Below are 17,012 nucleotides of genomic sequence, written 5' to 3'. Positions count from 1 at the left end.
AGATCCTCGGCGTGGCGGGGAAACACCGCCGCCTGGGGCAGGCGCTGGTAGATCGAGTTATCGGTGGAGAGCACCGTGCGCTGGGCGTAATCCGGGGCGATCTCGCCTTCGAAGCCGCGTGTTTTAAGGGCTTCCAGAAAACGTAGATAGTGGGTGCCCAGACGTTCAAACGGGGCGCTGCGCGAGTCCAGGGATGCAATCATAGTTGTTCGTCATTGCCGGGGCATGAAAAAGAGAGAGCGTTACTTTACCTCAGTGCCTGCGTGGCTGCACTCAGCAGCACAGGCTAGCTGAGTGCTTCTTTGACCAGCGCCGCGGAGGCCGGCGACATGGGCAGGGCAAGCGCCTGCTCGTGAGCCTGGGGCGACATCTTGCGCCAGGTTTTCTGAATGATACGCAACATGTGGTCATGCTCGACCTTGCGTGAGAAATCGGCGAAGTAGTTTTCCAGGAACACCAGGCAGGCGCAGTCTTCCAGTGCTTGAACATCCGCGTCGCGGCCCAGTCCCTTCTTGTTGACCAGGGTGGCTACCCGCTGGGTATCGTCACTTGAATAACCCACATCGTTCATAAGCTTGGCGGCGGTATCGCCAGCGCGAATGCCCTGGTCGCGCCGCCAGGTCAGGTAGCCCACGCGGCCTTCAGGGTAGTCTTCGCGGGGCACCTGCCAGCGCTGTAGATGCTGGGCACGCACGGCAATCTGCAGACACTCGCTGGGGTTTTCCGCAAGCGTTGCAAGCCAGGCGCTCATGCGCTGTGCGTATAGAAGCTCGGCGGCTATCGCCTTACCGTCCTTATCGACGCTACGCGGGTCTTCGGCATGTAGCCGGTCCAGGGCGCTGATTACCTGCTCTAGGCGTTTGGCCATAAGAGGCTCCTTTATGGTTATTGCCATGCCCCGGGCAGGGTTGACCGCGGGGCAGTGTTGCTCTGGGCGTCAGGCTTTATTATCGGCGTTATAGATATCCAGGTTCAATTCACCTTCACTCTTGCCCACCAGCGTGGTGACCATGATATCGCCGGCCACGTTGACGCTGGTACGCGCCATGTCCAGAATCCGGTCGATGCCGGCAACCACGGCAATGGCTTCAAGCGGTAGACCAATCTGCGCCATGACGATGGAGAGCATGATCAGCCCGGCACCGGGCACGCCGGCAGTACCAATGGAGGCGAGCGTGCCGGTGACCACGATCATGCCGTAATCTACCAGCGTAAGCTCAATGCCCAGCATCTGGGCAATAAACAGGACCACTACCCCCTGATAAAGCGCCGTGCCATCCATGTTGATCGTGGCGCCCACCGGCAGCACGAAGCCTGAAACCCCTTCCGAGACGCCCAGGTTCTGCTGCGCACAGCGGATGGATACCGGCAGCGAGCCTGCCGAGGAGGCCGAGGAGAAAGCGATCATCATGGCATCCAGGCTGCCCTGGAGATAGCGCACCGGGTTGAGACGGCCAAGCAGGCTGATAAAGCCTGAGTACACCACCAGTACGTGAAGCGCCGAGGCCAGATACACCACGCCAATCAGCTTGGCCAGCGGCAGCAGAATCTCGAGGCCGTACTGGCCGGACACATGCGCGATCAGCCCGAACACCCCAAAGGGGGCAAATGCCATGACGATGCCCGTGAGCTTGTACATCGCCTCGGCAAAGCTGTCGAAAAGGATAACCAGCGGCTCGCCCTTTTCACCTACCAGGGTGAGCGAAATACCCAGGCCAATCGCGAACACGATGATCTGCAGGATATTGCCATTGGCAAGCGCATCAATCGGATTGCGCGGCACCAGATCAATCAAAATGGAGGCAAGCGTGGGAGCTTCGCTGGCATCGACACTGCCGTCAAAGCTGATATCTACACCGGCACCCGGTTGCAGTAGTGTCGAGAGCAGCAGGCCGATACTGATCGCAAACGCGGTGGTCAGTAGATAAAGGGCAATGGTGCGCGCGCCAATGCGGCCCATTTTCTGCGGGTCGCGCATGGAAGTGATGCCCACCACCAGGGTGGAAAACACCAGCGGTACGATCAGCATCATGATCGCATTGATGAAGATATCCCCCAGCGGCTTGAACACGCTGGCGTTTTCACCCAGCAATGCTCCGGCCAGTATGCCGAGTGCCAGACCTGCAAGAATCTTTTTCCATAGGGCGATGCGCCGCCACCATCCGAATGCGCCTTGTGATGTGCTCACGGGCATATCCTCCTTGTCATGCTGATTAATCGATAAGAAACGCTGGTTTACAATTCGGCAGGCACTTTATCACCTTTTGGCGGGCCAGCGCAGAAGCCCTTGGCACGACCCCCATAGCCCCTTGCGGCGCTTTTGCCTACAATAGACGCCTTTGATACTGGCGCCGGGCGCCGTGTTTAACTGAATTCTGGCCAAGGAATAACTCATGCTCGATCCGAAACTGCTGCGCGGTGATCTGGATGCGGCTGCGCAACAACTGGCGCGTCGCGGCTATGCACTGGATAAAGAGGGGCTGCAGGCGCTGGAATCGCGTCGCCGCGACCTGCAAACGCAGACCGAGCAGCTGCAGAGCGAGCGCAATACGCGCTCCAAAGCCATTGGCAAGGCCAAAGCCAGTGGCGAGGATATTCAGCCACTGCTGGATGCCGTCAGTGACCTGGGCGACCGTCTGGACAGTGCAAAGCGCGAACTTGCCGAGGTGCAGGATGCGTGGGATGACGCGATCAGCGGTATTCCCAATCTGCCCCATGACAGCGTGCCGGAAGGCAAGAGCGAAGATGACAACGTGGAGCTGCACCGCTGGGGCACGCCGCGTGAATTTGATTTTGACGTGCTGGATCACGTCGACCTGGGCAAGAAGTCGGGCTATCTCGATTTTGAACTGGCCGTCAAGCTGACCGGTGCCCGCTTTGCCGTGATGCGTGGCCCAATTGCCCGGCTGCATCGCGCCCTGGCGCAGTTCATGCTCGATACCCAAACCGAGCAGCACGGTTATCAGGAGTGCTATGTGCCGTATATGGTGAATCGTGATTCGCTGATGGGCACTGGCCAGCTGCCGAAATTCGGCGAGGATCTGTTCAAGCTGGATGACGAGCGCGAGTACCACCTGATCCCGACATCAGAAGTCCCGCTGACCAACTTTGTTCGCGATGAAATTGTCGACCAGGCCGCGCTTCCCATGAAGCTGACCGCCCACACGCCATGTTTTCGTAGTGAAGCGGGCTCCCACGGGCGTGATACCCGCGGCATGATCCGCCAGCACCAGTTCGATAAGGTGGAAATGGTGCAGATCGTTGAACCGGAGAAGAGCTACGAGGCCCTTGAGGAGATGCGCGGCCATGCAGAAGCTATCCTGCAGGCGCTGGAGTTGCCTTACCGGGTAGTCACGCTGTGTACCGGCGACATGGGCTTTGGTGCGGCCAAGACCTATGATCTGGAAGTATGGCTACCCAGTCAGGAAACCTATCGGGAGATCTCCTCTGTTTCCAACTGCGAGGATTTCCAGGCGCGGCGCATGCAGGCTCGCTTCCGTCATCCTGATTCCAAGAAGCCACAGCTGCTGCATACCTTGAACGGTTCAGGCCTGGCAGTTGGCCGCTGCCTGCTGGCGGTCATGGAAAACCACCAGCAGGCAGATGGCTCGGTCGTTATTCCTGCGCCGCTACGTCCCTATCTTGGTGGTCAGGAGCGTCTGGCCCTTTAAGCGTCCACTCGACGTTCACCCCGGCATCGATACGGATGGTGCCGGGGCGGTAGTCACTCTGTTCACCGCTGCCTGCAGCATCGCTTTCGGCACGCATGGCCATCATGCGCGGCTGGAAGATGGGGGATTGCGTCTCTTCGATGCGCTGGACATGGCCAAGCTCAGCTTCCAGGGTGCTGGCCATCAGGTCTGCCTTGTGACGCGCTTTTTCAAGTGCTTTCACCAGCGCTTCATCCGTTGCAGCGTCACGATCCTGAAGATCAAACTGAACACCGTCCAAAGCGTTGACGCCTACACCGATCAGCGCATTGAGCACATCGCCCAGCTGGTCGAGGTTCGTCAGCTCAATGCTGAAAGGGCGCTCAAGGCGGGTACGCTGCATCATTTCCTGGTCACCGTTTTCGCTACGCGGCGCGGCAACGTGATCAGGGTAGACGTTCAGTGAGCCTGCGTTGACGGCGCGGCGCTCGATGCCGAGCTCTTCCATGGCGGCGATCAGTTCACTGGCACGGCTTTCCAGACGTTCACGTGCATCACCCAAGGCTTCGCTATCAGTGTCTTCAAGTGAGGAGACTGCTGGCGTATTTTCCCAGAGGCGGGCCGTCAGGGTGGCCTGGTCAGGCTCTACTTCAACCCAGGACTGGGCCTGCACGCTCAGGCTCGGCGGCGTCGGTGGGGCGGCAAAGGCAAGCGGTGTGCTTAACAGCGCCAACAGAGCGCCACTGAGAATGCCATAACGAAAACGCGGTAAACGTGCCGGTGTTGGGCTCATGAATGATTTCCTTGATGAATTAGGTAGGTACGTGCGTCAACTAGTGTAGACGTTGCTTGGAATAGCGGTGTAAAGGAAAGTTCATTACACAAGAGCCGACGCAAAACAGTTGCTTATTGCTTGCACGGTTTGTGCAATGCACATATTGCAGCCATTATGTACGGATAACTGGCGAAGGGTAGGGCTATGGCAAAGTTGTCGGATGATGGTTATCGAAGTCTTCCCCTGAATTCCACTCTGGCACTGGCTGCCCTGGTGGTCATCATCGCGGGAATGAAAATGGGGGCTGATTTACTTGTGCCCCTGCTGCTGGCCGTATTTATCGCCGTGGTATGCACGTCTCCGGTGCAGTGGCTGCATCGCTGCGGGTTGAGCATGCGCACCTCTGCACTTTTAACGCTGGTTATTCTGCTGGCTTTTCTGTCGCTGATAGGTGTGCTGGTCGTCAACAGTTTCAGCACCTTTGTCGCGGCACTGCCCGATATCGAAGCGCGGCTTTACGAACACTACTGGGATTTATTGAATACGCTTGCCTCACACGGGTTTGCGGTTAACCCGGATCAGCTCAGTGAAGCGTTCGCCATGGATGAAGAGGGCTCCTGGGTTGCCACGCTGTTGAGCGAGATCGGTAACATGGTCATGCAGAGCGGCATCGTCGCACTGCTGGTCATTTTCATGCTGTTTGAAACGCTGAATTTTCGCCAGAAGGTTTCCAGGGCGCTAGAGAATCCGGCGCCTAGCCTGAAACGTTTCAGCGAGTTCAGCCTGACGCTCAAGCGCTATCTGGCGGTCAAGACCGTGATTAGCCTCGCAACCGGGGTGCTGGTCTGGTTTTCATGTTTGATGGTGGGCGTTGATTTCCCGCTGCTATGGGGCGTACTGGCGTTTGGTCTCAACTTCATTCCCAATATCGGCTCGGCGCTGGCTGCCATTCCGCCGGTGCTGCTGCTGTTGGTCGCGCAGGATGGCGGCGTGCTCCAGGCGCTACTGCTGGCCTCGGCATACCTGGTCATCAACTTCGTGCTGGGTAATCTGATCGAGCCGCGTGTGATGGGGCAAGCGCTGGGGCTTTCCACCTTCGTGGCGTTTTTATCGCTGGTGGTCTGGGGATGGATTTTTGGCGCAGCGGGAATGCTGTTGTCAGTAGTGCTGACCATGACGCTCAAGATTGCACTCGACAGCCATCCGCAAACGCGTTGGATTGCGCACTTTCTCGGCCCAGGGAAGCATCGTACGGGGCGTTATCTCAGCCGGCAGGATGCCGGGCGTGCGCCGTGGAAACGCAAAAACGAGGATCAGGCTGAGCAGCCCGAAGAGGGGAGTCGCTAGGCAAGCGACAACCGCCGGCAAGCCGGCGGTTGTCATGCGCATCAGGCGTTTTGATCGATGAACTGAGTCAACTGCGTCTTGGACTGCGCGCCAACCAGTGAAGCGACCTTGGTACCGGACTTGAACAGCATCACCGTAGGTACACCGCGCACACCTTGCTCCGCGGCAATTTCCGGTGCGTCGTCGACGTTTACACTAACCACTTTCAGATTGTCGCCGCGCTCGGCAGCCACTTCATCAACCACAGGCGCCATAACTTTACATGGACCACACCAGGGCGCCCAGAACTTCAGCAGGACAGGCTGTTCGGCATTGAGAACTTCTTGCTCAAAATTGGCGTTGGTGACATCAACATTATTAGCCATTTGCTTCTCCCGTTTGCGTTGCTCTTGCAGTTTCGTTGCCTCAAATGGAGCAACGGTCATTACGCGATAAACCAGCGCACGTTTATTACGCCAAGTCGGCAGATGTTAGCGGTCACGGCGGTGGCTGGCAAATATCCGCGACGGATTTATTGATTGATCGAATAAATTTATAGATGCGTATAGCGTCTTTTTTTTATAATATAAGTGAATTATAAGTTATTTTTTTATGCTAAATAGTGCTTTATGACAAGCGAAGAATGGCTGCAGCTAGCAAATGACCTGCCAGCCTGCTGTCAGTATAGATAATGAGGTGACAAGATGAAGCTGCAACAACTTCGCTATATCTGGGAAGTTAACCGACACAACCTGAACGTGTCTGCAACGGCCCAGAGCCTGTTTACCTCGCAGCCGGGCATTTCAAAACAGATCCGCTTGCTCGAAGATGAGCTGGGAGTGGAGATTTTCGCGCGCAGCGGCAAGCATCTGACCCGCGTAACACCCGCTGGCCAATCGATTATCGAACTCGCCGGGCAGGTGCTCAAACTGACCGAGAACATCAAGCAGGTCGCCCAGGAGCACAGCGATGAGCGCCGCGGCAGCCTGTCCATCGCCACTACCCATACTCAGGCGCGCTATGCGCTGCCGCCGATCATCAGCGAATTTACCCTGAAGTATCCGGAAGTCGCCCTGCATATGCAGCAGGGAACGCCCAAACAGATTGCTCAGATGGTCAGCGACGGCCAGGCCGACTTTGCCATTGCCACCGAGTCGCTCGAGCTGTTTACCGACCTGGTGCTGTTGCCTTGCTATCGCTGGAACCGCTGCATCCTGGTGCCCAAGGATCATGCGCTTGCCACCCTGGACGGGCCGCTGACGCTACAGGCATTGGCGGAGCATCCGCTGGTGACCTACGTATTTGGCTTTACCGGGCGCTCGCAGCTTGATGATGCGTTCAAGGCAGAAGGCCTGACGCCCAACGTAGTGCTGACCGCCGCCGACGCCGATGTCATCAAGACCTACGTGCGCCTGGGGATGGGTGTAGGAATCGTTGCGCACATGGCGGTTGATCCGGCGCTGGACGAGGATCTGGTCGCGCTGGATGCAAGCCACCTGTTTGAAAGCTCGACCACCAAGATAGGCATTCGTCGGGGTACGTTCATGCGCGGTTACATGTACGATTTCCTGACCCGGTTTGCGCCCCATCTAACCCGTGACCTGGTCGATGAGGCGTTAACCGCAGGGCCGCGCTTCGAGCAAACCCTGTTTGAAGGCGTCGAGTTACCCGAACACTAGATCAAGCATAACGCTGCTGACCTGGCGTATGGGCCGCCGCCAGGTCAGCAGGCGGGTCAGTGCTGCAGATGCAGCCCGCATTCGCGCTTCTCTTCCACCTTGGTGGGGTCGAAGTAGTCGAAGTTGTTCGGCAGGCCGTGAGCCTCCAGGTATTGATACATCTCCTTGGCGCTCCAGTGCAAGAGCGGCGCGACTTTCACCAGGCCGTCGCTATTGCGGCTGACCGGCTGCATCCTGGCCCGTTCCGGGGTATCTTCGGCGCGCAGCGCAGTGAACCAGATATCCGGGCGCATCTCGTTCAGGGCGCGCTCAAACGGCTCGATCTTGACCTCTTGCGTAAAGGCAGCGTGGCGCGGGTCATCGATGCCGGGCATGGCACCTTCCAGCGCTTCACGGTGTGCCCGCGTACGTTCAGGCACAAAACTTACAATGTTCAGGCCGAGCTGCTTGATCACTGCGTCGGCGAACTGGTAAGTGGCTTCGGTGTTGTAGCCGCTATCCATCCACACGATGGGCATATCCGGGCGCACCTGAGTGACCATGTGCAGAATGACCGCTTCGAATGGCCGGAAGTTGGTCGTGCAGATGGGTCGTTCGCCCTGGGTCAAGGCCCACTCGATAAGCGCCTGGGGGTTATTGCCCAGGTCGCGGTTGATCGCTTCAAGCGATGAGGACATGGTGCCTCCTTGTCATGTTGATAAACCGTGTGGCTAGGCTATCAAACTGCGCCTTTGACCCCCCAATACCGTTTGGTTTGGCGTTTATATTCCATTTTGATTTAACACTCAGTCTGCTTATTCCAGTGCCTTGATGAGATGGCGAATCTTGTCCAGCGTTTCCACGTACTCCTCGTCAAGCGTCGAATCGGCTACCAGGCCGCCGCCGCCCCACACGTGCAGCCGGCCCTCGCTTGCCACAAAGGTGCGAATCGTAATCGAGGTATCCATGCTGCCACGCACATCCACATAGCCCAGGCTACCGCAGTAGACGCTGCGTTGGCATGGCTCCAGTTCGGCAATGATCTGCATGGCGCGGATCTTGGGAGCGCCGGTAATAGAGCCGCCGGGAAAGGCCGCCGACAGCAGAGAAAGCGGTGAGGCGTCAGCGGCAAGCTCGCCCTTCACGACGCTTACCAGATGATGCACGTTAGGATAGCTCTCCAACTGACACAGCTGAGGAACGCTGATGGTGCCCGGCTTGCATACTCGCCCCAGGTCGTTACGCAGCAGGTCAACGATCATCACGTTCTCGGCGCGGTCCTTGGTGCTGGCCAATAGCTGCTCGGCAAGGGCCGCGTCTTCCTTCGGCGTGGCGCCCCGTGGCCGGGTGCCCTTGATCGGGCGTGTTTCCACCAGGCCGTTGCGGCTTTGAATGAAGCGTTCCGGTGAAAGTGAAAGAACGGCGTGATCGCCCCAGGCCATAAACCCCGAGAAAGGCGTGGGCGTGGCATTGCGCAGGCGCAGGTAGGCCTGCCACTCATCGCCTTCGTAAGCCGCTGAAAAGCGCTGGGCAAGATTGATCTGGTAGCAGTCGCCAGCGCGGATGTAGCGTTGTACGGCGGCAAAGCGCTCGGCGTAGTCGCAGCGTTCAAGCTCGCCCTTGAAAGGCTCGGTCAGGTTGAAGGAAGCGGTCGCTGGCGGCGCCTGCAGCCACGCCAGCACCTGCTCGCGGCGCTCGTCAGTGGCGATCAGCCACGTCTCATGGGTTACGTGATCAAGGGTAATGCACCAGTCATATAGGCCAAGGCGTGCCTGAGGAAGCCTCGTCACATCGGGTTGCTGCGCCTTGATCAGGCGCTCCCGGCCCAAGTCATAGCCCCAGTAGCCGATCAGGCCCCCCATGAAAGGCAGCTCACTATCGAGTGCCCATGCGCCAGTGCATGGGAAGGGCAGTTGCTCAAGCAGCCACTGCTGCTGGGCAAAGCTGTCGCCGGAAGGCAGTGCGGGAAACTCGGGCCCGGCGGTTATCAAGGCAGGCACTCCCTCAGCGCTTACTTCAAGCGTTGCCAGGGGGTCACTGCTGATGATGTCAAAACGTCCTTGCGCTACCGGTCGACCGCTATCCAGCAGCACCGCACCTGGACGTTGGCGAAGCGCGTCAAACAACTGCAGTGGATCAGAAGAGTAGGGCAGAGTGGAGATCGACAATGCCGTGGTCATGGAGCAAACGCCTAGCCGGTAAAAGGGCCGCTTATCTTAGAGGGCGTTGAACGCCGGCACCAGTCACTCGGTTGACGCATTTCTCACGCTTGAGGAGAGATTGTTGACAGTGTTGGTGATGCTAGACTTTCCGCCTACAACGAAAGATGCAACAAAGGGCTAGATAACGAGGTTGACGGTTTAAACGTGCAAGGCTAAAGTTTCTCTACTTTCTTAATTGTCGACAATTAACCATGAGCTTAACCGTTTCTTCTTCCTACTCCGCCGAGTCGCCACCTGAAATGGTAACGCCCGAAGTGCGCACCCTCGCCGAGCGGGTATTTCATCAGCTGCAAAGCGACATTGTACGCGGTGTGCTGGCGCCGGGCAGCAAGATTACCGAGCCGGGGCTTGCCAAGACCTACGGCATCTCGCGCGGGCCTCTGCGTGAGGCCATGCGCCGGCTGGAATCGCACCGGCTGATCGAGCGCGTACCCCATGTAGGCGCCCGCGTGGTCAAGCTGTCGATGAAAGAATTGATCGAGCTGTTTGACGTTCGCGAGGCGCTTGAAAGCATGGCCGCAAGGCTCGCCGCCGAGCACATGTCCGCCGAGGAGATCCAGGGCCTGCGCGATGTGCTGGCCCTGCATGAGAGCCAGGCCGACCTGCAGCGTGGTGAAGCTTACTACCAGCGTGAAGGCGATCTCGACTTTCACTATCGCATCGTGCAAGGCAGTCACAACAAGATGTTGATGAGCCTTTTGTGCAACGACCTTTACTACCTGGTTCGCCTCTATCGTACCCAGTTCAGTGCCAGCGGCACGCGCCCGCAGCGCGCCTTTGTCGAGCATCACCGCATCGTGGATGCCATCGAGGCAGGAGACGCCGAGCTTGCCGAGCTGCTCATGCGCCGCCATGTCAGCGCGTCCCGGGCCAACGTGGCAGATCGCTACGCAGCCATTCTCAAACAGCACTCTTCATCGCCGGTCGAATAGCACGGCCCGCCCTATATTGTTCAGGAGCCATTCATCATGTCGACACTTAGTCCCGGCGCCCGCTTCAGAGCCGCGCTAGAAGCCAGCCGCCCGCTGCCCATCTTAGGCACCATCAATGCATATACCGCGCTGATGGCCGAGCGGGTGGGCCACCAGGCGATCTACCTTTCCGGTGGCGGTGTGGCCAATGCCTCCTTCGGGCTGCCGGATCTGGGCATGACGACCATGAATGACGTGGTGGAGGACGCCCACCGCATCTGTGGAGCTACAGAGCTTCCGCTGCTGGTGGATATCGATACCGGCTGGGGCGGGGCTTTCAACATTGCCCGCACCGTAAAGGAGATGCAGCGTGCAGGGGTTGCGGCGGTGCATATGGAGGACCAAGTGGCGCAGAAGCGCTGCGGTCACCGGCCGAACAAGGCGATTGTCTCTCAGCAGGAAATGGTCGACCGGATCAAGGCCGCTGCAGACGCGCGGATCGACCCAGACTTCTATCTGATCGCACGCACCGATGCGTTCCAGAAAGAGGGCCTGGATGCCGCCATCGAGCGAGCCAACGCCTGCATAGAAGCGGGGGCAGATGCCATCTTCGCCGAAGCGGTGCATACCCTGGATGACTACAAGGCCTTTTGCGAGCGCGTCAATGCGCCGATTCTGGCCAATATCACCGAGTTCGGCGCCACGCCGCTGTTCACCCAGACAGAGCTTGGCGACGTGGGTTGTCGCATGGTGCTCTATCCGCTCTCCGCGTTTCGCGCCATGAACGCCGCCGCGCTCAAGGTCTACCAAAGCATTCTGGATAACGGCCACCAGAAAGAGGTAGTGCCTCTCATGCAGACCCGCGACGAGCTTTACGACTTTCTCAACTACCACGATTTCGAGCAGAAGCTGGACGCGCTATTCGCCGAAAACGGCGGCGATCAGTAGCTACGAGATGTGAAAAGCTGCCTAACGACCAACAATAAACGCGTAACAGGAGACACACCATGGCTGATAAACCCGTGACAGGTGCAGGACTACGCGGCCAGAGCGCCGGTTCCACCGCGCTGTGTACGGTAGGCAAGACAGGCTCGGGCCTGACCTACCGTGGCTTTGATATCAAGGAGCTTGCCGAAAAGGCCAGGTTCGAAGAAGTGGCCTACCTGCTGCTGAAAGGCAAGCTGCCCAATCAGGCCGAGCTTGACCACTACATCGACCGCCTCAAGCGCCTGCGCGGACTGCCCGATGCGCTGAAAACCGTGCTGGAGCAGATTCCCAAGGATGCCCATCCGATGGATGTGATGCGCACCGGAACCTCGATGCTGGGCAATCTTGAAACCGAAGAGAATTTCGATCAGCAGCAGGACGTGGCCGACCGCCTGCTGGCCGTATTACCCTCGATCATCTGTTACTGGTACCGTTTTTCTCACGACGGCGTGCGCATCGACACGCAAACCGATGATGTTTCCATCGGCGGGCATTTTCTCAACATGCTGCGCGGTGAGCCTGCCTCCGAGCTGCACGCGCGCGTCATGAACGTTTCGCTGATTCTCTACGCTGAGCACGAGTTCAACGCCTCGACCTTTACCGCCCGGGTGTGCGCTTCGACGCTTTCCGACATGCACTCCTGCGTGACCGGTGCGATTGGCTCGCTGCGCGGCCCGCTGCACGGTGGCGCGAACGAAGCGGCCATGGCGATGATCGAGCAGTGGTCATCGCCGGAAGAGGCGGAAAGCAAGATCATGGCCATGCTGGAGCGCAAGGACAAGATAATGGGCTTTGGGCATGCCATCTACCGCGAGTCCGACCCGCGCAACGAGATCATCAAGCAGTGGTCCAGAAAGCTCTCTGAAGACGTGAACGATGACGTGCTCTATCCGGTATCCGAGCGCGTGGAAGAGGTGATGTGGCGTGAGAAGAAGCTGTTCTGTAACGCGGATTTCTTCCACGCAAGCGCCTATCACTTCATGGATATTCCTACCAAGCTGTTTACGCCGATCTTTGTGATGTCGCGCGTTACCGGCTGGGCGGCTCACGTATTCGAGCAGCGTGCCAACAATCGTATCATTCGCCCCAGCGCGGATTACACCGGCCCCGAGAAGAGTGCATGGGTGCCGATAGAAGCGCGTGATTGACCCGCGTGGCCCGGCCCAAGCTGCCGGGCCTGAATTCTTGCCCCTTTGCGTGAGTCCGCTGCCATGAATACCCGCTACCGTAAACCGCTGCCTGGTACCGAGCTCGAGTTTTTCGACGCTCGCGAGGCGGTGGAAGACATCCAGCCTGGCGCCTATGCCAAGCTTCCCTATACCTCGCGCGTGCTCGCCGAGCAGCTGGTGCGCCGCTGCGCCCCGGCGCTGCTGACCGATGCCCTGATCCAGTTGATCGAGCGGCGGCGCGACCTGGATTTCCCCTGGTATCCGGCGCGGGTGGTGTGTCACGACATTCTGGGCCAGACGGCGCTGGTGGACCTGGCCGGACTGCGCGATGCGATTGCCGAGAAGGGCGGCGACCCTGCCAAGGTCAACCCCGTGGTGCCGACCCAGCTGATTGTCGATCACTCCCTGGCCGTCGAGCACGCAGGCTTTGAAGAAGGCGCGTTCGAGAAAAACCGTGCCATCGAAGACCGCCGCAACGACGACCGCTTTCACTTTATCAACTGGACCAAGACAGCCTTCGAGAACGTCGATGTGATCCCGCCCGGCAACGGCATCATGCATCAGATCAACCTGGAGAAGATGTCGCCAGTGGTGCAGAACCGTGACGGCATTGCCTACCCGGATACCTGCGTGGGCACTGATAGCCACACGCCCATGGTGGATGCCCTGGGAGTGATTTCCGTGGGCGTCGGTGGACTCGAGGCCGAGAGCGTGATGCTGGGGCGGGCTTCCATGATGCGCCTGCCGGATATCGTCGGCGTGGGGCTTGCCGGCAAGCTGCAGCCGGGGATCACCGGTACGGATATGGTATTGGCTATTACCGAGTTTCTGCGCCGCGAGCGGGTAGTCGGCGCCTATCTTGAATTTTTCGGTGAAGGCGCCGATGCGCTGACCATCGGTGACCGCGCGACCATTTCGAACATGACGCCCGAGTATGGTGCGACGGCGGCGATGTTCTACATCGACGGCCAGACCATCGACTACCTGAAGCTGACCGGACGCGAAGATGAGCAGGTGGCGCTGGTGGAAACCTACGCCAAACATACCGGCCTCTGGGCGGATAGCCTGAAAGGCGTCGAGTACGAGCGCCTGCTGCGCTTTGATCTCTCTTCGGTGACCCGCACTCTGGCCGGGCCTTCCAATCCCCATGCGCACCTGCCGACCTCGGAGCTTGTGGCGCGCGGTATCGCCGTGGGCCTGGAGGCGGCACGCGATGAGGAGCGTGCCGGCCGCATGCCCGATGGCGCGGTGATTATCGCCGCCATTACCAGCTGTACCAATACGTCGAACCCGCGCAACATGGTGGCTGCCGGATTGATCGCCCGTAACGCCAACCGCTTGGGGCTTATCCGCAAGCCCTGGGTGAAGTCGTCGCTGGCGCCGGGCTCCAAGACCGTCAAGATGTATCTGGAAGAAGCCGGATTGATGAGCGAGCTTGAAGCGCTTGGCTTTGGCGTCGTGGCCTATGCCTGCACCACCTGCAACGGTATGTCCGGGGCGCTGGACCCGAAAATCGAGGAAGAGATTACCCGGCGCGATCTTTACGCCACCGCCGTGCTTTCGGGTAACCGCAACTTCGATGGGCGGATTCATCCCAACGCCCAGCAGGCCTTTCTGGCCTCGCCCCCGCTGGTAGTGGCCTACGCCATTGCGGGAACGATCCGTTTTGATATCGAAAAGGACGTGCTGGGCATCGACCTGGCGGGCAACCCCGTTACCTTGAAGGATATCTGGCCCGCCGACGAAGAGATCGATGCTATCGTGAAATCGGCGGTGAAGCCCGAGCAGTTCCGCCAGACCTACATTCCCATGTTTGACCTGGACAAGAGCGCGCGTACCGAGGTTAGCCCGCTGTACGACTGGCGCCCCCAGAGCACCTATATCCGCCGCCCACCGTACTGGGAAGGCAAGATGGCCAAGGAGCGTACCCTCAAGGGCATGCGTCCGCTGGCGATCCTGCCGGACAATATCACCACCGACCATCTGTCGCCCTCCAACGCCATTCAACTGAGCAGCGCCGCGGGCGAGTACCTGGCCAAGATGGGCCTGCCCGAGGAGGACTTCAACTCCTACGCCACCCACCGGGGGGATCATCTCACCGCCCAGCGTGCCACCTTTGCCAATCCCAAGCTGTATAACGAAATGGTGCGCGATGCCGACGGTGTCGTGAAACAGGGCTCGCTTGCTCGAGTCGAGCCTGAAGGGCAGGTAATGCGCATGTGGGAAGCCATCGAGACCTATATGGCGCGTAAACAGCCGCTGATCATCATTGCCGGCGCTGATTACGGCCAGGGCTCCTCGCGGGACTGGGCGGCCAAGGGGGTGGCGTTGGCCGGTGTCGAGGCGATTGCCGCGGAAGGCTTCGAGCGTATACACCGAACCAACCTGATCGGCATGGGCGTGATGCCGCTGGAGTTCGAGCCGGGCACCACGCGCCTGACGCTTGGCCTGGACGGTACCGAAACCTTTGATGTGGAAGGTGCCGTATCGCCAGGCGCCATGCTGACCCTGGTGATTCATCGCCGTGAAGGGAAACGCCAGCGCGTAGTGGTGAAGTGCCGCCTGGATACCGCCGAGGAGGTGTCGATTTACACCGCCGGCGGCGTGCTGCAGCGCTTTGCTCAGGACTTTCTCGAATCATCGGCTGCTTGAAAAGCTAACGGAGTGAACATGAACGACGTCGCGCGCCCCTACCCGCCACAAATCAGCATTCCGGCGACCTATATGCGCGGGGGCACCAGCAAGGGCGTATTTTTCAAGCTGGGCGATCTGCCCGCTGCCGCTCAGGTACCGGGGGCCGCTCGTGACAAGCTGTTACTGCGCGTCATCGGCAGCCCCGACCCGTATGAAAAGCAGATCGATGGCATGGGCGGCGCCACCTCCAGTACCAGCAAGGCGGTCATCCTGTCGAAAAGTGAATCCGCCGAGCACGACGTGGACTACCTGTTTGGTCAGGTTGCCATCGACAAGCCCTACGTGGACTGGAGCGGCAACTGCGGCAACCTTTCCGCGGCGGTTGGCCCTTTTGCGGTGGCGAATGGCCTGGTGGATGCCGCACGCATCCCACAAGACGGCGTGGTCGAGGTGCGCATCTGGCAGGTGAACATTCAGAAAACCATCGTATCCCAGGTGCCTGTCGTCAATGGTGAGGTGCAGGAGACCGGGGATTTCGAGCTCGATGGCGTAACCTTTCCCGCTGCCGAAATCCCAGTCGCGTTCATGGATCCAGCCGAGGGTGAAGGGGCCATTTTTCCTACCGGCAACCTGGTTGATGAGCTGGATGTGCCGGGCGTAGGCCTGCTCAAGGCCACCCTGATCAACGCCGGTATTCCCACGGTGTTTATCAATGCTCTCGATCTCGGCTATACGGGTACTGAGCTGCAGGCAGTGATTAACGGTGATGATCAGGCGCTCGAGATGTTTGAAACCATTCGTGCGCACGGGGCGCTGCGTATGGGGCTGATTGGTGATATCAGCGAAGCCGCCAGCCGCCAGCATACGCCCAAGGTGGCGTTCGTTGCCCCGGCAGCAGATTACGTCTCTTCCAGTGGCAAGGAGGTAAGGGCGGCGGATATCGACCTGCTGGTAAGGGCGCTTTCCATGGGCAAGCTGCATCACGCCATGATGGGCACCGCGGCCGTTGCCATTGCCGCCGCTGCCGCCATTGAAGGCACGCTGGTCAATCTGGCCGCAGTCAGTGGCAAGCCTGACTCAGGCAAACGTCACGCTGTTACCTTCGGGCACCCTTCGGGCAGCCTGCGGGTTGGAGCAGAAGCCAGCTTCGTGAATGGGGGGTGGTACATTGAAAAAGCGGTAATGAGCCGCAGCGCCCGAGTATTGATGGAAGGCGCTGTGCGCATACCCGGCGACAGCTTTTAAGCGTATCAGTAAGGGTACAAGGCTGCCTATGGGGCGATCTGGAAAGAGGTATGGCGAGTAGAGGAGGCTATTGGTCAATTACCCGGTGCATTGGTTGGTGCCACCGGGTAATAGTTGGTGCTAGCATTTAGTCTTCAAGCACCACCTGATCGCGCATACGGTCAACCGTCGCTTCACCGATACCGCTGACGCGGGTCAGGTCGTCGGCACTTTCAAAGTTGCCGTTGGCTTCACGCTCTTCGACAATGGCCGCCGCCCGGCTTGGCCCAATGCCCGGTAGTTCGGCCAGCAGCTCCTCATCGGCGGTATTGATATTGATCGGAGCGACATCTTGCGCCAGAGCGCCGCTTGCCATACCCAGGCTCAGGCTTAGCACAAACGCCGCGAACAAGCTTTTCAGTGTCATATTCATCAGTCCAATTGTCCCTTGTTAGT

General features: G+C 59.1%; 16 protein-coding genes. 8 read left to right on the top strand and 8 right to left on the bottom strand.

Features of this window, described 5'->3' with window-relative positions:
• The 3 genes from B0H98_RS16130 to B0H98_RS16120 form a co-directional block, all read right to left on the bottom strand.
• Nucleotides 1-203 (bottom strand): hypothetical protein (locus tag B0H98_RS16130; protein WP_146130268.1); only part of this gene is annotated, 203 nt, incomplete at its 3' end.
• An 83-nt stretch (nucleotides 204-286) separates the two neighbouring features.
• On the bottom strand, nucleotides 287-868 hold the full coding sequence (locus B0H98_RS16125) for a DUF4202 domain-containing protein (protein ID WP_106376091.1): 582 nt from the start codon (nucleotides 866-868) through the stop codon (nucleotides 287-289).
• Between the two features lie 69 nt (nucleotides 869-937).
• On the bottom strand, nucleotides 938-2,194 hold the full coding sequence (locus tag B0H98_RS16120; RefSeq protein ID WP_106376090.1) for a dicarboxylate/amino acid:cation symporter: 1,257 nt from the start codon (nucleotides 2,192-2,194) through the stop codon (nucleotides 938-940).
• Between the two features lie 199 nt (nucleotides 2,195-2,393).
• Between B0H98_RS16120 and serS the strand changes: the two genes are divergently transcribed.
• Nucleotides 2,394-3,671 carry a serine--tRNA ligase gene (gene serS / locus B0H98_RS16115; RefSeq protein WP_106376089.1) on the top strand — a complete coding sequence of 426 codons (1,278 nt, stop codon included), beginning with the start codon at nucleotides 2,394-2,396 and terminating at the stop codon, nucleotides 3,669-3,671.
• Here serS and B0H98_RS16110 read toward each other — a convergent pair.
• Nucleotides 3,616-4,443 carry an SIMPL domain-containing protein gene (locus B0H98_RS16110; RefSeq protein WP_106376088.1) on the bottom strand — a complete coding sequence of 276 codons (828 nt, stop codon included), beginning with the start codon at nucleotides 4,441-4,443 and terminating at the stop codon, nucleotides 3,616-3,618. The genes serS and B0H98_RS16110 overlap by 56 nt on opposite strands.
• 186 nt (nucleotides 4,444-4,629) lie before the next feature.
• Between B0H98_RS16110 and B0H98_RS16105 the strand changes: the two genes are divergently transcribed.
• The gene (locus tag B0H98_RS16105) at nucleotides 4,630-5,772 is read left to right on the top strand and encodes an AI-2E family transporter (RefSeq protein ID WP_106376087.1); all 1,143 of its coding nucleotides are present in this window, start codon (nucleotides 4,630-4,632) and stop codon (nucleotides 5,770-5,772) included.
• A 41-nt stretch (nucleotides 5,773-5,813) separates the two neighbouring features.
• Here the strand turns inward: B0H98_RS16105 and trxA are convergent, their stop codons facing one another.
• The gene (gene trxA / locus B0H98_RS16100; RefSeq protein ID WP_146130267.1) at nucleotides 5,814-6,197 is read right to left on the bottom strand and encodes a thioredoxin; all 384 of its coding nucleotides are present in this window, start codon (nucleotides 6,195-6,197) and stop codon (nucleotides 5,814-5,816) included.
• A 258-nt stretch (nucleotides 6,198-6,455) separates the two neighbouring features.
• Between trxA and cysB the strand changes: the two genes are divergently transcribed.
• Nucleotides 6,456-7,430, top strand: coding sequence for an HTH-type transcriptional regulator CysB (cysB, locus tag B0H98_RS16095; protein ID WP_106376085.1), 975 nt, complete (start codon nucleotides 6,456-6,458; stop codon nucleotides 7,428-7,430).
• Between the two features lie 56 nt (nucleotides 7,431-7,486).
• Here the strand turns inward: cysB and B0H98_RS16090 are convergent, their stop codons facing one another.
• Nucleotides 7,487-8,107, bottom strand: a complete 621-nt coding sequence (locus B0H98_RS16090) for a phosphoadenosine phosphosulfate reductase domain-containing protein (protein ID WP_106376084.1) — start codon at nucleotides 8,105-8,107, stop codon at nucleotides 7,487-7,489.
• Between the two features lie 117 nt (nucleotides 8,108-8,224).
• Nucleotides 8,225-9,589: an aminodeoxychorismate synthase component I gene (gene pabB / locus B0H98_RS16085; RefSeq protein WP_106376083.1), complete on the bottom strand. Its 1,365-nt coding sequence runs from the start codon at nucleotides 9,587-9,589 to the stop codon at nucleotides 8,225-8,227.
• 233 nt (nucleotides 9,590-9,822) lie between these two features.
• Between pabB and B0H98_RS16080 the strand changes: the two genes are divergently transcribed.
• From B0H98_RS16080 to prpF, 5 genes are all read left to right on the top strand, one after another.
• Entirely contained in the window at nucleotides 9,823-10,563 is a 741-nt protein-coding gene (locus B0H98_RS16080) for a GntR family transcriptional regulator (protein WP_106376082.1), read from the top strand.
• A gap of 36 nt (nucleotides 10,564-10,599) precedes the next feature.
• Nucleotides 10,600-11,490: a methylisocitrate lyase gene (gene prpB, locus B0H98_RS16075; RefSeq protein ID WP_106376081.1), complete on the top strand. Its 891-nt coding sequence runs from the start codon at nucleotides 10,600-10,602 to the stop codon at nucleotides 11,488-11,490.
• 59 nt (nucleotides 11,491-11,549) lie between these two features.
• Complete coding sequence (prpC, locus tag B0H98_RS16070) at nucleotides 11,550-12,677, top strand: bifunctional 2-methylcitrate synthase/citrate synthase (RefSeq protein ID WP_106376080.1); 1,128 nt, start codon at nucleotides 11,550-11,552, stop codon at nucleotides 12,675-12,677.
• Nucleotides 12,678-12,740: 63 nt separating this feature from the next.
• On the top strand, nucleotides 12,741-15,350 hold the full coding sequence (gene acnD / locus B0H98_RS16065) for a Fe/S-dependent 2-methylisocitrate dehydratase AcnD (RefSeq protein ID WP_106376079.1): 2,610 nt from the start codon (nucleotides 12,741-12,743) through the stop codon (nucleotides 15,348-15,350).
• An 18-nt stretch (nucleotides 15,351-15,368) separates the two neighbouring features.
• On the top strand, nucleotides 15,369-16,577 hold the full coding sequence (prpF, locus tag B0H98_RS16060; RefSeq protein WP_106376078.1) for a 2-methylaconitate cis-trans isomerase PrpF: 1,209 nt from the start codon (nucleotides 15,369-15,371) through the stop codon (nucleotides 16,575-16,577).
• 127 nt (nucleotides 16,578-16,704) lie between these two features.
• Here prpF and B0H98_RS16055 read toward each other — a convergent pair whose 3' ends face one another.
• Nucleotides 16,705-16,989 carry a ComEA family DNA-binding protein gene (locus B0H98_RS16055; RefSeq protein ID WP_106376077.1) on the bottom strand — a complete coding sequence of 95 codons (285 nt, stop codon included), beginning with the start codon at nucleotides 16,987-16,989 and terminating at the stop codon, nucleotides 16,705-16,707.
• Nucleotides 16,990-17,012: the final 23 nt, after the last annotated feature.

Origin of the sequence: Vreelandella songnenensis (genome assembly GCF_003002925.1) — a bacterium.
GTDB lineage: Bacteria > Pseudomonadota > Gammaproteobacteria > Pseudomonadales > Halomonadaceae > Vreelandella > Vreelandella songnenensis.
The sequence above is the reverse complement of the archived record's forward strand: the minus strand, read 5'-3'. Positions and strand labels throughout refer to the sequence as shown.

Bases quoted from the DNA above. Each gene is read 5' to 3' on its own strand.
- B0H98_RS16125 (WP_106376091.1), bottom strand. From the start codon at position 868: ATGGCCAAACGCCTAGAGCAGGTAATCAGCGCCCTGGACCGGCTACAT.
- B0H98_RS16120 (WP_106376090.1), bottom strand. From the start codon at position 2,194: ATGCCCGTGAGCACATCACAAGGCGCATTCGGATGGTGGCGGCGCATC.
- serS (WP_106376089.1), top strand. From the start codon at position 2,394: ATGCTCGATCCGAAACTGCTGCGCGGTGATCTGGATGCGGCTGCGCAA.
- B0H98_RS16110 (WP_106376088.1), bottom strand. From the start codon at position 4,443: ATGAGCCCAACACCGGCACGTTTACCGCGTTTTCGTTATGGCATTCTC.
- B0H98_RS16105 (WP_106376087.1), top strand. From the start codon at position 4,630: ATGGCAAAGTTGTCGGATGATGGTTATCGAAGTCTTCCCCTGAATTCC.
- trxA (WP_146130267.1), bottom strand. From the start codon at position 6,197: ATGACCGTTGCTCCATTTGAGGCAACGAAACTGCAAGAGCAACGCAAA.
- cysB (WP_106376085.1), top strand. From the start codon at position 6,456: ATGAAGCTGCAACAACTTCGCTATATCTGGGAAGTTAACCGACACAAC.
- B0H98_RS16090 (WP_106376084.1), bottom strand. From the start codon at position 8,107: ATGTCCTCATCGCTTGAAGCGATCAACCGCGACCTGGGCAATAACCCC.
- pabB (WP_106376083.1), bottom strand. From the start codon at position 9,589: ATGACCACGGCATTGTCGATCTCCACTCTGCCCTACTCTTCTGATCCA.
- B0H98_RS16080 (WP_106376082.1), top strand. From the start codon at position 9,823: ATGAGCTTAACCGTTTCTTCTTCCTACTCCGCCGAGTCGCCACCTGAA.
- prpB (WP_106376081.1), top strand. From the start codon at position 10,600: ATGTCGACACTTAGTCCCGGCGCCCGCTTCAGAGCCGCGCTAGAAGCC.
- prpC (WP_106376080.1), top strand. From the start codon at position 11,550: ATGGCTGATAAACCCGTGACAGGTGCAGGACTACGCGGCCAGAGCGCC.
- acnD (WP_106376079.1), top strand. From the start codon at position 12,741: ATGAATACCCGCTACCGTAAACCGCTGCCTGGTACCGAGCTCGAGTTT.
- prpF (WP_106376078.1), top strand. From the start codon at position 15,369: ATGAACGACGTCGCGCGCCCCTACCCGCCACAAATCAGCATTCCGGCG.
- B0H98_RS16055 (WP_106376077.1), bottom strand. From the start codon at position 16,989: ATGAATATGACACTGAAAAGCTTGTTCGCGGCGTTTGTGCTAAGCCTG.